Raw genomic sequence first — 13,203 nt, forward strand, 5'->3', positions numbered from 1 at the left:
AGCTCCTTGTTCGGACATCTGCCGGCAGTTGGCCGGCAATGGCCGTTATTTTCGAGAAAAGTGCACCACCAGCTTGTCGCCGACGGTTTGCAGAATTTGCACCAGCACCAACAGCATCACCACGGTGACCACCATCACATCGGTCTGGAAACGCTGGTAACCGAAGCGGATCGCCAGGTCGCCCAGGCCACCGGCACCGACCACGCCGGCCATCGCCGTGTAGGACACCAGTGTAATCGCCGTCACCGTGATCGCCGCGAAAATGCCCGGGCGGGCTTCAGGCAACAGGGCGTTGGTGATGATCTGGCGGGTGCTGGCACCCATGGACTGAGTGGCTTCGATGATGCCGCGGTCCACTTCACGCAAGGCGGTTTCCACCAGGCGCGCAAAGAACGGCGTCGCGCCCACCACCAATGGCGGAATGGCGCCGGCCACGCCCAGCGAAGTGCCGGTGATCAGCACGGTGAACGGGATCATCACGATCAGCAGGATGATGAACGGCAGCGAACGCAGAATGTTCACGATCAGCGACAGCAGTGCGTACAGCCCTTTCTGCTCGAACAGTTGGCGCGGGCTGGTCAGGAACAACAGCACGCCCAGCGGCAGGCCCAGCACGACAGTAAAGAACAGCGAACCGAACAGCATGGTCATGGTGTCGCCGGTGGCCAGCCAGATTTCGGACCAGTCGATATTGGCGAAGAAACTCAACAGGACTTCCATTAGCGCAGGACCTCCATGTGGACGTCAGCGGCGGTGAAGCGCGCAAACGCGGCTTCCATATCGCCACCCGTGACGGCGAGGGTCAGTTGCCCGTAGGGGATGTCTTTGATGCGGTCGATACGCCCGGCGAGGATGCTGTAGTCCACACCCGTTTCGCGGGCGACGGTACCCAGCAGCGGCGCGTAGGTCGCTTCGCCCTGGAAGGTCAGGCGCACGATGCGCCCCGGCACGTGAGCGAAGTCATCGCGCTGCTCGCCTTCGTCGACCTGCTCGGACTCCTGCACGAAACGCTTGGTGGTCGGATGCTTGGGGTGCAGGAACACATCGGCGACCGAGCCCTGCTCGACGATCACGCCGGCGTCCATCACGGCGACCTGGTCGCACACGCGGCGGATCACATCCATTTCATGGGTGATCAGCACGATGGTCAGCTTCAGTTCGCGGTTGATCTCGGCCAGCAATTGCAGCACCGAGGCGGTGGTTTGCGGGTCGAGGGCGCTGGTGGCTTCGTCGCACAGCAGGATCTTGGGTTTGGTCGCCAGGGCGCGGGCAATGCCGACGCGTTGCTTCTGGCCGCCGGACAACTGCGCCGGGTACTTCTTGGCGTGATCCGACAGGCCTACGCGGGCGAGGAGTTCGGCCACGCGCTGGTCGATTTCCTTGCGCGACAATTCGCCGGCCAGGGTCAGCGGCAGCGCCACGTTGTCGGCAACGGTCTTGGACGCCAGCAGGTTGAAGTGCTGGAAAATCATCCCGACCTGCTGACGGAAACGGCGCAGGCCGTTGGCGTCCAGTGCAGTGACTTCTTCACCGTCGACATTGATCTGACCGCCGCTGGGCTGTTCCAGGCGATTGATCAGACGCAGCAAAGTACTTTTTCCCGCACCCGAGTGACCAATCAGGCCAAACACCTGGCCGTTTTCGACGCGCAGGCTGGTGGGGTGCAGGGCGGGGATTTCCTTACCGGCGACGCGGTAGGTTTTATGGACGTTATGAAACTCGATCACGTAGCGAACCTTGTGGGGCGCATGGAAAAGGGATCAGCGGTTAGCCGGGCGCGCATTTTAGCCTGTCCGTATAGCGTTTCTTAGCATTTATTTCGCATTCAACCAGTGATTTGGCAATAACGCGATCAAAGGTCATAAAAAAGGAACGGTACAAAACCGTGTCAGTCACTACTTAAGCAACTCGATTTCCCAGGTGCCGTGCCTGGGGTTTTGCTCAAACGAGCCGGGGACCGCTCTGGCCACTTTGAATAAGGAGTTTTGTCTGATGAGTACCAAGAAGCCAGCCACCCCGCCGAAGAGTGAACTTGCCGGCACCGATACCCTGGACCGTGGCAACACCAACGCCAAGCTGCAGGCCCTGGAGGAATTCCGCTCCGATGCGACCGGCCAGGCCCTGCGTACCAACCAAGGCGTGAAGATTTCCGACAACCAGAACACCCTGAAAGTCGGCTCCCGTGGCCCGTCGCTGCTGGAAGACTTCATCATGCGTGAAAAAATCACGCACTTTGACCATGAACGCATCCCGGAGCGCATCGTGCATGCCCGCGGTACTGGCGCGCATGGTTATTTCCAGACCTATGAAAACCATTCGGCGCTGAGCAAGGCCGGCTTCCTGCGTAACCCCGAGCATAAAACCCCGGTGTTTGTGCGCTTCTCCACCGTGCAGGGCCCGCGTGGTTCCGGCGATACGGTGCGCGACGTGCGCGGTTTTGCAGTGAAGTTCTTCACCGACGAAGGCAACTTCGACCTGGTGGGCAACAACATGCCGGTCTTTTTCATTCAGGACGCGATCAAGTTTCCCGACTTCGTCCACGCGGTAAAACCTGAGCCGCACAATGAAATTCCTACCGGCGGCTCGGCCCACGATACGTTCTGGGACTTTGTCTCGCTGCAGCCGGAATCGGCGCATATGGTGCTGTGGGCAATGTCCGACCGCGCCATTCCAAAAAGCCTGCGCGCGATGCAGGGTTTCGGCATTCACACCTTCCGGCTGATCAACACCGAAGGTAAGTCGAGTTTCGTGAAATTCCACTGGCATCCAAAAGTCGGCACCTGCTCCCTGGTGTGGGATGAAGCGCAAAAGCTTGCCGGTAAAGATACCGATTACCACCGTCGCGACCTGTGGGAAGCGATTGAAAGCGGCGACTACCCTGAGTGGGAATTGGGCGTGCAGATCGTCGCCGAAGAGGACGAGCACAAGTTCGACTTCGACCTGCTCGATCCGACCAAGATCATCCCCGAAGAGCTGGTGCCGATTACGCCGCTGGGCAAGATGGTGCTTAACCGCAACCCCGACAACTTCTTCGCCGAAGTCGAGCAGGTGGCGTTCTGCCCGGGCCATATCGTGCCGGGTATCGACTTCACCAACGACCCGTTGCTGCAAGGTCGTCTGTTTTCCTACACGGATACGCAGATCAGCCGTCTCGGTGGCCCGAACTTTCATGAGTTGCCGATCAATCGGCCGGTGGTGCCTTTCCACAACGGTCAGCGCGACGCCCAGCACCGCACGGTGATCGACAAAGGTCGCGCGGCCTACGAGCCCAATTCCATCGACGGCGGTTGGCCGAAGGAAACCCCTCCTGCCGCCCAGGATGGTGGGTTCGAGACCTATTACGAGCGCGTCGATGCCAACAAGGTGCGTGAGCGCAGTGAGTCGTTCGGCGATCACTTCTCCCAGGCCACGCTGTTTTTCCACAGCATGAGCCACCACGAGAAAGAGCACATCATTGCGGCCTACAGCTTCGAATTGGGCAAGGTTGAGCGCGAGTTTATCCGTGCCCGTCAGGTGAACGAGATTCTGGCCAACATCGATCTGGAACTGGCCAAGCGCGTTGCGCAGAACCTGGGTCTGCCGGCGCCGACCCAAGGCACCGTGCCGCCACGCAAGTCGTCGTTGAAGGAGTCGCCGGCGTTGAGCCAGGTGAACCTGCTGTCGGGCGATATCAAGACGCGCAAAGTCGCGATTCTGGCCGCCAACGGCGTGGATGGCGTGGCGATTGCCGCGTTGAAGAAGGCGTTGGAAGCCGAGGGTGCCCACGCCAAGTTGCTGGGGCCGACCTCGGCGCCGGTGACAACCGCCGATGGCAAGAGCTTGAAGGTCGATGCGTCGATGGAAGGCATGCCGTCCATCGCGTTTGACGCGGTGTTTGTGCCAGGGGGTGCCAAGTCGGTGCAGGCCTTGAGCGGCGACGGTGTGGCGTTGCACTTCCTGTTGGAGGCGTACAAGCACCTGAAGGCGATCACGGTCGCCAATGACGCCAAGCCATTGCTGGATCTGCTGAAGCTGGAGGTGGATGCGGGCTTGATCGTGGGGTCGGATGCGAAAGCGTTCAAGGCCTTCTTTGCGGCGATTGCGCAGCACCGGGTTTGGGATCGCGAGCCGAAGGCCAAGGCGATTCCGGCTTAAACGCTTGATTGACCGTTAGACCGCTATCGCAGGCAAGCCAGCTCCCACATTTTGAATTGTGAATAGATTCAAATGTGGGGGCTGGCTTGCCTGCGATGCTTTTACTGCGCCTTGCGCGGAATCAGCACAACCTGCGCCGGAATATTCTTCAGAATCTGCCGGTGGATCTTCAGGTCATACCCCGAATCAATTCGCTTCACCCGTTTGGTCAGCAACGTGGCCAACCACGGGTAATCCTGAGTGCGCGGCGCCTGGATGCTCACGTCGCACTGGTAATTCACCACGTCGGTAGCGATGGCATCGAGTTGATGGCGCAGCGCTTCAATGTCGGTGAGGTTCAACGCCACGGTGGTGCTTTGCGCGGCCGGGTCGATGACCTTGGCGGCAGGCTTGGCTTCGGCGGCCTTGAGGGCCGCCTCGGCCTTGTCCAGCTCGGCTTTGCGCGCATGGGTGATGGCGCTGTTGACGCCGCCGGTCAGGGCCGGTGCCTTGGGCATCAGCGCACGGGCGCGGCTCAAGGCAGTGGCGGCGGCGTTGACGTCACCTTTTTGCAGCACGATCTGGCTGCGCTGCAGGTAGGCCTCGGCCAGCTGACGTTGGTAAGTCTCCAGGGCCGGGTCGTTGGGTGACTGGGCCTGCAACGCGGCCAATTGGTCTTCGGCGGTGGCCAGCTCACTGCTGGCCAGGTTTTGCTCCAGCTGTGCGATGGCCGCAGCACGCGCGTCCGGGGCCTCGGGGGCGGCGGGCGGTGTGCTTTGACAGGCGCCCAGCAGCAAGGAAAATGCGGCAAGGAGCAGATAACGGGAGGTGAACAGCTTCATTCCTGCGACTCTCTATTTGCGCAAAAAGCGAGCAAGTCTACACCCCTCGACGGGGCAGGACAAAACTCAGCAGAAACAGGGCGGCGGCCGTGACCACAATTGACGGCCCGGCCGGCGTGTCCTTGAACCAGGACAACGCCAGGCCCCCACACACGGCGAGCATCCCCAGCAGGCTGGCGCCGATGGCCATCTGCTCGGGTGAGCGGGCGTGGCGCTGGGCGGCGGCGGCTGGGATGATCAGCAGCGATGTGATCAACAATACGCCGACAATCTTCATCGCGACAGCGATCACCACGGCGATCAACAACATCAGCGCCATGCGCAGGGTTGGCACGGGCAGCCCTTCCACCGTGGCCAGCTCTTCATGCACGGTGATCGCCAGCAGCGGACGCCACAGGGCGACCAGCAACACCAGCACGACGGCGCTGCCGCCGAGGATCCAGGCAAGGTCGGTCGGGCTGATCGCCAGCAGATCACCGAACAGGTAGGCCATCAGGTCGATGCGCACTTCATGCATGAAGCTGAGCACCACCAGCCCCAGCGACAGGGTGCTGGGCGCCAGGATGCCCAGCAGCGTGTCGGAGGCCAGCGGCTGGCGCTGCTGCAGGGTCACCAGCAGCACCGCCAGCAGCAGGCAGCCTACGGTCACGGCGATAGTCGGGCTTACATCCAGCAAAAAGCCCATGGCCACGCCCAGCAGCGCGGCGTGGGACAGGGTGTCGCCGAAATAGGCCATGCGTCGCCAGACCACGAACGAACCCAGTGGGCCCGCCACCAGCGCCAAAGCCAAGCCTGCCAGCAGGGCGTAGAGCAGAAAATCAGCCATGCTTGCAGCTATCTCCGTGAACGTGGGTGTGAGGTGCGGTGGGGTCGTCGACCACGGCGCCATGCAGGTCATGGGCGTGGTCGTGATGGTGGTGGTAGATCGCCAGGCTCTGGGCATTCTTGCCGAACAACTCGACGAACGCCGGGTCGCCGCTGACCTGTTCCGGGTGACCTGAGCAGCAGACGTGGCGATTCAGGCACACCACCTGGTCGGTGGTGCTCATTACCAGGTGCAGGTCGTGGGAGACCATCAGCACGCCGCAGCCATGGCGGTCGCGCAGGCGGGTGATGAGGCTGTACAGCTCGGCCTGGCCGGCCACGTCGACGCCTTGCACGGGCTCATCGAGTACCAGCAGTTCCGGCTCGCGCAGCAGGGCGCGGGCCAGCAGCACGCGCTGCATCTCGCCACCGGAGATGCTCTGCACGGGGCTGTCGATGACTTGTTCGGCGCCGACTTCCTTGAGCGCGGCCTGGGCGCGAGTGCGATCCACGCCGGGGACCAGGCGCAGAAAGCGCAGGACCGACAGCGGCAAGGTCGGGTCCACGTGCAGTTTTTGCGGCATGTAGCCGACGCGCAGCTTGGGCTTGCGCCACACGCTGCCGGTGTCGGGCTTGAGCAGGCCGAGCACGGCGCGCACCAGGGTGGTCTTGCCGGCGCCATTCGGGCCGATCAGCGTGACGATCTGTCCTGGTTCCACACTCAGCGCGATGTTATCCAGCACGTTTTGCCCGGCGAACGTGACCCCAACCTGCTCCAGGCGGATTAACGCGTTGCTCATCAAGCCCCCTGGCAGCCCGAGCAGAGACCGACCACTTCGACCGTCTGCCCTTCGACCTGGAAGCCGACGTCGGCGGAGCTCTTGATGATGGCGTCGCTGATGCTTTTTTGTTCAAGTTCGATGGCGGCGTGGCATTCGCGGCAGATCAGGAATTGGCCCTGATGCGCGTGTTCCGGGTGATTGCAGCCAACAAAGGCGTTGAGCGAGGCGATGCGGTGCACCAGGCCGTTTTCCAGCAGGAAATCCAGCGCGCGGTACACGGTAGGCGGCGCCGCGCGGCGACCGTCCTGCTCGCTGAGCACGCCAAGGATGTCGTAGGCACCCAGCGGCTTGTGGCTTTGCCACACCAGCTCCAGCACCCGGCGACGCAAGGCAGTCAGGCGCAGGCCCTTCTGTGTGCACAGGGTATCGGCCTCCGACAGCGCGGTGTGCACGCAGTGAGAGTGGTCGTGGGGACGGCTGGCAAGCGGTGTTTTAGGCATGAGCGGCGACAGATATTTGATAGAGACGTTATTATGTTACCCGTTCCTACGTCATTGAGTGGTCATCGTGTCCCGACTTTTTCCCGTTTTTGTCGTATTTGTCACCAGTTTGTTCATTACCGCTGCCGCTCAGGCCGAGGTCAAGGTGCTGACCAGCATCAAGCCGTTGCAGCTGATTGCCGCGGCTGTGCAGGACGGCGTGGCGATTCCGGAGGTGCTGCTGCCGCCGGGTGCCTCGCCGCATAACTATGCCTTGCGCCCATCCGACGTACGGCGCGTGCAGTCGGTGGACCTGCTCTACTGGATTGGTCCGGATATGGAGAGTTTCCTGCCCCGCGTGCTCAAAGGTCGCACGGCGCCGACGGTCGCGGTACAAGACCTGCCGGGCATGAAACTGCGCCGTTTCGCCGAAGATAGCCATTCGCACGCCGACGATGCCGACGAGCATGATCACGATCACCGTCCAGGCAGCCTGGATGCCCACCTGTGGCTGTCGACGGTCAACGCACGGGTGATCGCCGCGCGCATGGCGACTGACCTCAGCGCCGCCGATCCGGAAAATGCCGCGCGTTACCAGAGCAACGTGAAGGCCTTCGACGAGCGCCTGGACGCCCTGGACGCGCGCTTGAAAGCCCGCCTGGCGCCAATCGGCAACAAGCCTTACTTCGTGTTCCACGAAGCCTTTGATTATTTCGAAGAGGCCTACGGTCTCAAGCATGCCGGTGTATTCAGCGTGGCCGCCGAGGTTCAGCCGGGTGCCCAGCATGTGGCGGCGATGCGCACGCGCCTGCAGGAAGTGGGCAAGACGTGCGTGTTCAGTGAGCCACCGTTGCGTCCGCGGCTGGCTGAAACGCTGGTAGCCGGCCTGCCGGTGAAGCTGGCGGAGTTGGATGCGCTGGGTGGTTACACGCCGGCTACCGCCCAGGGTTACGAGCAGGTGCTGGAGAAGTTGGGGAATGACTTGGCGGGGTGCCTGGAGTCGCTCTGACCGCTGCACCGATCTCCTGTGGGAGCTGGCTTGCTCCCACAGTGACCGAGTAGATCTTTAAAGCGCGAACGGCAGGTGAACGGTGACCTGCTGACGCTGCGCCAGCCGGTGCTCGAACTCCGCTGGGTCGTGGATCAGCACATCCTGGCCTGCGAACGACTCAGCGGCGATCAGGCGAGACAGCCAGAAGCGTACACACGCTACCCGCAGCATGGTCGGCCACAGCTCCGCTTCCTTGGCCGTAAACGGTCGCAGACCCGCATAGGCGCCCAGCAGTGCGCGCGCGCGTTGCCCATCGATCACGCCGTCCGCGTCCGAACACCAGTCATTCAGCGCGATCGCCACGTCGTACAGCATCGGGCCCGAGCAGGCGTTGTAGAAATCGATCAGGCCGGTCAGGTGCGTGCCTTCGAACATCGCATTGTCGCGGAACAGGTCGGCGTGAACGTTGGCGCGCGGCAGGGCAAGGATGTCGGCCTTGTGGGCTTCGATCTCGGTCAATGCCGCTTGCAGCAGTTGCTGTTGTGCGTCGTTCAAGTGCGAAATCAGCTGCGCACCTTCGCTGAGCATCCAGTCCAGCCCGCGATCGGTCTTGCGCTCCAGCACCTTCTCGCCCTGCGTCGCCAGGTGCAGGTGGCCCAGCAGGTCACCGACCTGGGCGCAGTGCTGCGCATTGGCGTCCTTGATGTGCTTGCCGGCCAGGCGCGGTTGTAACAGCGCCGGTTTGCCTTTCAGCTCGCGCAACGCGACGCCGTCGGTGGTGCGCAAGGCGTAAGGCACCGGCAGGTCGGCGTCGTGGAGCACGTCGAGCAGCTCGATGAAGAATGGCATTTCTGCGACGGGGCCGCGTTCAACCAGGGTCAGGACGAATTCGCCCTGTTCCAGGCTGATAAAGAAATTGGTGTTTTCGCTACCAGCGGCAATCCCCTGGAAGTCAAGCAGGCGGCCGAGCCCGTAAGGGGCGAGAAAGGTTTCCAGCTCGGGCCGAGCCAGGGGGGTGAACACAGACATGGTTAAAACTGCCAGTACGGGCGCCGCAGTGCGCGGCGCCAATTTAAGTTAAGAAATCATTTCCATTCGAAGATCTTCCATGACGGGATCAGCATATCCGGCTGGTCAGAGCGGATGAAGTTCGCGTCGGTTCCGTCCGCGCGTACCAGGAAGTACGGTGGTGCCCCCTTTACGGTCACCTTGATTGCGTACAGGAAACCGTTTTGGCGGTACTCCTGGATAGTCCGGTCGCCTTCCGTGCGAATGGTAACGTCCGGATCCCCCGAAGGGGCGCTGTCTGCCGCCATGGCAGCCATCGGAGCGAGTGCAATCAAGCCAGTCAACAGCAGGCGATTGAATGTACGCATGATAACCTTGTCCCTTTGTCGTCATTGGTCCGGCTATTCTAGCGCCTGACCCGCCGAAAAGGTTGATCCTGCTCATGAGCCAAGCCCCCCTCGTCCTGGTGGACGGTTCTTCTTATCTGTACCGCGCCTTCCACGCGCTGCCACCGCTGACCACCTCCAAAGGCCTGCCGACCGGTGCGGTCAAGGGCGTGTTGAACATGCTCAAAAGCCTGCGCAAGCAGTACCCGGACAGCCCGTTCGCGGTGGTGTTCGACGCCAAGGGTGGGACCTTTCGCGATGAGATGTACGCCGAATACAAGGCCAACCGCCCGAGCATGCCCGATGACATGCGCCTGCAAATCGAGCCTCTGCACCAGAGCGTGATCGCGCTGGGCTTCCCGTTGCTGTGCGTCGAGGGCGTCGAGGCCGATGACGTGATCGGCACGTTGGCCCGCAGCAGCGCGGCCGCCAGCCGCCCGGTGGTGATTTCTACCGGTGACAAGGACATGGCCCAACTGGTGGACGGGCACATTACCTTGGTCAACACCATGACCGGTAGTTCGATGGACATCGAGGGCGTAAAGGAGAAATTCGGCGTCGCTCCGGAGCAGATCATCGACTATCTGGCGTTGATGGGCGATTCGTCCGACAACATTCCGGGCGTCCCGGGCATTGGTCCGAAGACCGCTTCCGGCCTGTTGGTGGGCGTGAATGGCGGCCTCAAAGAGCTGTATGAGCAGCTGGATATCGTGCCGACCCTGCCGATCCGTGGCGCCAAGACGTTGCCGGCCAAGCTCGAGGAGCACCGCGAGATGGCGTTCCTGTCCTATCAACTGGCAACGATCAAGGTCGATGTGCCGCTGGACGTGGGCCTGGATGATTTGCACCTGATCGAGCCGGATCGCGAAAAACTGCTGGAGTTGTACACCCTGCTGGAGTTCAAGAGCTGGATCGACGAGATTCAGCGCGATGCCAAGCGCGTGGAACTCAAGGCTTCCGCCGACGTGGTGCCTGCCGCCGCTGATCTTCTCGAAGCGATGCCTGCGGCGCCCGTCGAAACGAACTACACCACGATCCTCGACCAGGCGACCTTCGACACCTGGCTGAAGAAGCTCAATGCTGCAAAATTGTTCGCGTTCGACACCGAGACCACCGGGATCGATGCCCAGCAAGCGCAGCTGGTCGGGGTGTCCTTCGCTGTAGAGCCTCACGAAGCTGCCTACATCCCGCTGACGCATTCCTACATCGGTGCGCCACAGCAGCTGGACCGCGACACCGTGTTGCTGGCGTTGAAGCCACTGCTGGAGGACCCGGCCAAGCTCAAGGTCGGCCAGCACGCTAAATTCGACATGAACATCCTGGCCAACTGCGCCATCGGCGGCGACCCCGCCCAGGGCATTACCGTGCGAGGTATTGCCTTCGACACCATGCTTGAGTCCTACGTGCTGAACTCCACTGCGACCCGGCACGACATGGACAGCCTGGCGAAGAAGTACCTGGACTACGACACCGTCAGCTTCCAGGACATCGCCGGCAAGGGCGCCAAGCAGTTGACCTTCGACCAGATCCCGCTGGAGCAGGCGGGCCCTTATGCCGCCGAAGACGCCGACGTGACGCTGCGCCTGCATCAGGCCCTGCACGCGCAACTGGCGGCCATCCCGAGCCTGGCCAGTGTGCTGACGGATATCGAAATCCCGTTGGTGCCGGTGCTGGCGCGGATCGAGCGCCAGGGCGCGCTGGTGGACAAGGATCTGCTGGGCATCCAGAGCATTGAACTGGGCGACAAGATGGTCGAGCTGGAACGCCAGGCGTTCGAGATTGCCGGTGAGGCGTTCAACCTGGGGTCGCCCAAGCAGCTCGGCGCGATTCTCTACGAGAAGCTCGGCCTGCCGGTGCTGAAGAAGACCGGCAAGGGCCAGGCGTCCACGGCTGAAGAAGTGTTGGCCAAGTTGGCCGAAGATGACTTCCTGTTGCCCAAGGTCCTGATGCAGTACCGCAGCATGAGCAAGCTGAAAAGCACCTACACCGATCGTCTGCCAGAGCAGATCAACCCGCGTACCGGGCGCATTCACACGTCTTATCATCAGGCCGTGGCCGCGACCGGGCGCTTGTCGTCCAGCGACCCGAACCTGCAGAACATCCCCGTGCGCACCGCCGAAGGACGGCGGATTCGCCAGGCGTTTGTCGCGCCCAAGGGCTACAAACTGCTGGCGGCGGACTATTCGCAGATCGAGCTGCGGATCATGGCGCACCTGTCCAAGGACGAGGGGCTGATGAATGCGTTCCGCAACGACCTGGACGTGCACACTGCGACGGCGGCTGAAGTGTTCAAGGTTGAATTGGCACAGGTCACGTCCAACCAGCGTCGCAGTGCCAAGGCGATCAACTTCGGCCTGATCTACGGCATGGGCGCGCAGAAGCTCGGCAAGGACATCGGCGTCGACACCAAGACCGCCAAGGCCTATATCGATGTGTACTTTGCCCGCTATCCGGGCGTGCGCGAGTACATGGAGCGCACGCGTGCCCAGGCTGCCGACCAGGGCTACGTGGAAACCTTCTTCGGTCGCCGGCTGTACCTGCCGGATATCAATTCCAACAAGCCCCAGGAGCGCGCGGCCGCCGAACGCACGGCGATCAACGCGCCGATGCAGGGCACGGCGGCAGACATCATCAAGAAGGCCATGGTGCTGGTGGATAACTGGCTGACCGAATCGGGCCTGGATGCCAAGGTCATCCTGCAGGTGCACGATGAATTGGTGCTGGAGGTGCGTGAGGACCTGGTAGCAGCCGTCAGCGAGAAGATCCGCGAGTACATGAGCGCGGCGGCGCAATTGGATGTGCCGTTGGTCGTGGACGTAGGCGTGGGCGACAACTGGGACGAGGCCCACTGATTCCGGGCCTTTGCCGCCACCCTAGGTGGTGGCAGAGTGCTTTAGTCCAGAAAACGCCGTGGCTTATTACCAATAGTTTTTTGAACGTGCCGGAACTTAACCCATGAAATGCAACTCAGAGTTACTGAATGGGTGGTGAAGCCCTTCAATGCTCCTATGTTGTGTTAAGTGTTGGCAGATATCTGGACCCCGCCCTAGCGGTCCGGAACTTGAACCCCGAACTTCCCCTCCCCATACGAAGTCCGGGGTTTTTTTTGCCCGCAGAAAAGTTATTCCGCGAGTTCCGCGCCCTTGTCAGCCAATTCCATCCAGCCCGCCAGCACGGTGTAAGCCTCTTCGAGGCCCATGCGCTTGGGCGCCGAGAACAGCTGGATGGTGATCGCATCGCCCCAACCCTTACGGATTTCGGACTGCACCTTGAGCAGCGTGTTCTTGGCTGCGCCATAGGTGAGCTTGTCGGCCTTGGTCAGCAGGATATGCATCGGCATGCCGCTGGCGACGGCCCAATCGAGCATCAGCAAGTCGAAGTCGGTCATTGGATGACGGATGTCCATCATCAGGATCAAGCCTTTCAAACTCTCGCGGCCACCCAGGTAAGCCTCCAGGTGACGCTGCCAGTGCAGCTTCAGCGGGATAGGTACTTTTGCGTAACCGTAGCCCGGCAGGTCGACCAGACGCCGATCATCGTCTAGCTTGAAGAAATTGAGCAGCTGCGTGCGGCCCGGGGTTTTCGAGGTGCGCGCCAGGCTGGCATGGGTCAGGGTGTTCAGGGCGCTGGATTTGCCGGCGTTGGAACGACCGGCAAAGGCGACTTCAAAACCTTCGTCATCGGGGCATTGGTCAACTTTGGCGGCGCTGAGCATGAAGGTGGACTGTTGGCACAGGCCGAGGATGGGGTTCTTGAGTTGCATGAGATTTCCGATGTGGGCGGTGCCGAGAAAGGGTG

Annotated in this window: 12 protein-coding genes; 3 read left to right on the plus strand and 9 right to left on the minus strand. The window is 61.8% G+C overall.

Annotation, left to right across the window (positions count from 1 at the left end; translation table 11 throughout):
• Positions 1-45: 45 nt before the first annotated feature.
• On the minus strand, positions 46-720 hold the full coding sequence (locus JFU04_RS29915; RefSeq protein ID WP_065902799.1) for a methionine ABC transporter permease: 675 nt from the start codon (positions 718-720) through the stop codon (positions 46-48).
• A complete protein-coding gene (locus tag JFU04_RS29920) occupies positions 720-1,727 on the minus strand; it encodes a methionine ABC transporter ATP-binding protein (RefSeq protein WP_106805536.1) in 1,008 nt (335 codons plus the stop codon). Before JFU04_RS29920 ends, JFU04_RS29915 begins: the two co-directional genes overlap by 1 nt.
• 244 nt (positions 1,728-1,971) lie before the next feature.
• Here JFU04_RS29920 and katE point away from each other — a divergent pair, with 244 nt between their 5' ends.
• Positions 1,972-4,134 (plus strand): catalase HPII, encoded by a 2,163-nt coding sequence (gene katE, locus JFU04_RS29925; RefSeq protein WP_274610245.1) that lies wholly within the window; start codon positions 1,972-1,974, stop codon positions 4,132-4,134.
• 101 nt (positions 4,135-4,235) lie between these two features.
• Here the strand turns inward: katE and JFU04_RS29930 are convergent, their stop codons facing one another.
• Genes JFU04_RS29930 through JFU04_RS29945 form a run of 4 tightly spaced genes read right to left on the minus strand, consistent with a single transcriptional unit; the run spans position 4,236 to position 7,041 of the window.
• Complete coding sequence (locus JFU04_RS29930) at positions 4,236-4,955, minus strand: PA5502 family lipoprotein (RefSeq protein WP_065902805.1); 720 nt, start codon at positions 4,953-4,955, stop codon at positions 4,236-4,238.
• Positions 4,956-4,992: 37 nt separating this feature from the next.
• Complete coding sequence (znuB, locus tag JFU04_RS29935; protein WP_065902807.1) at positions 4,993-5,781, minus strand: zinc ABC transporter permease subunit ZnuB; 789 nt, start codon at positions 5,779-5,781, stop codon at positions 4,993-4,995.
• Complete coding sequence (gene znuC, locus JFU04_RS29940) at positions 5,774-6,559, minus strand: zinc ABC transporter ATP-binding protein ZnuC (protein WP_065902810.1); 786 nt, start codon at positions 6,557-6,559, stop codon at positions 5,774-5,776. The genes znuB and znuC overlap by 8 nt, the downstream gene beginning before the upstream one ends.
• Positions 6,559-7,041 carry a Fur family transcriptional regulator gene (locus JFU04_RS29945; protein WP_065902812.1) on the minus strand — a complete coding sequence of 161 codons (483 nt, stop codon included), beginning with the start codon at positions 7,039-7,041 and terminating at the stop codon, positions 6,559-6,561. Before JFU04_RS29945 ends, znuC begins: the two co-directional genes overlap by 1 nt.
• 58 nt (positions 7,042-7,099) lie before the next feature.
• Between JFU04_RS29945 and JFU04_RS29950 the strand changes: the two genes are divergently transcribed.
• The gene (locus tag JFU04_RS29950) at positions 7,100-8,029 is read left to right on the plus strand and encodes a metal ABC transporter solute-binding protein, Zn/Mn family (protein ID WP_201146267.1); all 930 of its coding nucleotides are present in this window, start codon (positions 7,100-7,102) and stop codon (positions 8,027-8,029) included.
• 57 nt (positions 8,030-8,086) lie between these two features.
• On the opposite strand, the gene JFU04_RS29955 is transcribed toward JFU04_RS29950, so the two are convergent.
• Both JFU04_RS29955 and JFU04_RS29960 read right to left on the minus strand, forming a co-directional pair.
• The gene (locus JFU04_RS29955; RefSeq protein WP_201146268.1) at positions 8,087-9,040 is read right to left on the minus strand and encodes a homoserine kinase; all 954 of its coding nucleotides are present in this window, start codon (positions 9,038-9,040) and stop codon (positions 8,087-8,089) included.
• Positions 9,041-9,096: 56 nt separating this feature from the next.
• Positions 9,097-9,387, minus strand: coding sequence for a DUF2782 domain-containing protein (locus tag JFU04_RS29960; RefSeq protein WP_065902818.1), 291 nt, complete (start codon positions 9,385-9,387; stop codon positions 9,097-9,099).
• Positions 9,388-9,461: 74 nt separating this feature from the next.
• On the opposite strand from JFU04_RS29960, the gene polA reads away from it, so the two are divergent.
• On the plus strand, positions 9,462-12,257 hold the full coding sequence (polA, locus tag JFU04_RS29965) for a DNA polymerase I (RefSeq protein WP_201146270.1): 2,796 nt from the start codon (positions 9,462-9,464) through the stop codon (positions 12,255-12,257).
• A gap of 269 nt (positions 12,258-12,526) precedes the next feature.
• Here polA and yihA read toward each other — a convergent pair whose 3' ends face one another.
• The gene (gene yihA, locus JFU04_RS29970) at positions 12,527-13,168 is read right to left on the minus strand and encodes a ribosome biogenesis GTP-binding protein YihA/YsxC (RefSeq protein WP_010207832.1); all 642 of its coding nucleotides are present in this window, start codon (positions 13,166-13,168) and stop codon (positions 12,527-12,529) included.
• Positions 13,169-13,203 lie beyond the last annotated feature (35 nt).

It is taken from the genome of Pseudomonas sp. TH21 (genome assembly GCF_016651025.1).
GTDB lineage: Bacteria > Pseudomonadota > Gammaproteobacteria > Pseudomonadales > Pseudomonadaceae > Aquipseudomonas > Aquipseudomonas aylmerensis.